Source organism: Agrococcus sp. HG114, from assembly GCF_024723325.1.
In the GTDB taxonomy this organism is placed as follows: domain Bacteria; phylum Actinomycetota; class Actinomycetes; order Actinomycetales; family Microbacteriaceae; genus Agrococcus.
In genome coordinates this window covers 1-1,132 of the sequence record NZ_JANQCH010000233.1, presented here as the reverse complement: position 1 = coordinate 1,132, position 1,132 = coordinate 1, and the positions used below count along the sequence as shown (strand labels likewise).

Here is a 1,132-nt window from a genome sequence, read left to right as displayed (position 1 = left end):
GGCCACGGCCGGGGACGCCGCGGGGGATGCGCCGGGTCGGGGCGCCGAGGGGAGGGCTGCGATGCGCGCGGGGCCGGGCACGAGCACGCGGCCGTCGCGTGCGGCGTAGTAGTGCATCGACGAGTCGGCGGGCCACTGGCCCTCGATGCGCAGCTGCGAGAGCGCGCCCGCGTGCGACGGCGGGATGAACGTGAGCCGCGTGCCGGTGCCCGCAGGGGTGCGCACCGTGATGCGCGCACCCTCGACGACGCCGTCGGCGCGGGTGACCGAGATCGTGAGCGGCAGGTCGCCGGCGGGCACGTGCATCGTGATGTCGCCCCAGTCGAGCGGCGCGTGCAGCCCGTCGATGTCGAGCACCGGCGGCTGCAGGAAGCGGTCGATCCTGCCGTCCGCCGTCGCGCAGTGCACGATGAGGAAGCTCGGCACAGCCCTCCTCCTTCGATGCGTGCGATCTGGAGCGCGCGACTCGTGCGCGCCGTGACCATCCTGACAGCGGGACCCCGCGCATGGGCTGTGAGCCCGGTCAGCGCGCGCTGGCCTCCGCGAGCTCGCCCCGGCGCTCGGCGCGCGTGCCCGTGCCCGCGCGCACGCGCCGTCGCTCGAGCGCGCCCTCGACGACGAGGTAGAGCACGGGCAGCACGACGAGCGTGAGCACCGTCGACGAGACGAGCCCGCCGATCACGACGATCGCGAGCGGCTGCGAGATGAAGCCGCCCTGGCCCGTGAGCCCCGCCGCCATCGGCACGAGTGCGAAGATCGTCGCCGCCGCCGTCATGAGGATCGGCCGGAGGCGCCGCTCGGCGCCCTCGACGAGCGCGTCCCGCACGTCCATCCCACGGTCCCGGTACTGGTTGACGAGGTCGATGAGCACGATCGCGTTCGTCACGACGATGCCCACGAGCATGAGCACGCCCACCATCGAGGCGACGCCGAGCGGCACGCCCGTGATGAGCTGCATCGCGATCGCGCCGGTCGCCGCGAAGGGCACCGAGACGAGCAGCAGGAACGGCTGCAGCAGGCTCTTGAACGTCGCGACCATGACGACGTACACGAGGAGCACCGCGACGAGCGCCGCGATCCCGAGCTGCGTGAACGCATCCGTGATCTGGGTCGCGACGCCGCCGACCTCGGC

Annotated in this window: 2 protein-coding genes; both read right to left on the bottom strand. The window is 73.4% G+C overall.

The features are described 5' to 3' along the window. A partial coding sequence (locus NWP09_RS12950) for a hypothetical protein (protein ID WP_258275904.1) occupies nt 1-426 on the bottom strand: 426 nt, incomplete at its 3' end. Nucleotides 427-523: 97 nt separating this feature from the next. Further along, a partial coding sequence (locus NWP09_RS12945; RefSeq protein ID WP_258275903.1) for an efflux RND transporter permease subunit occupies nt 524-1,132 on the bottom strand: 609 nt, incomplete at its 5' end.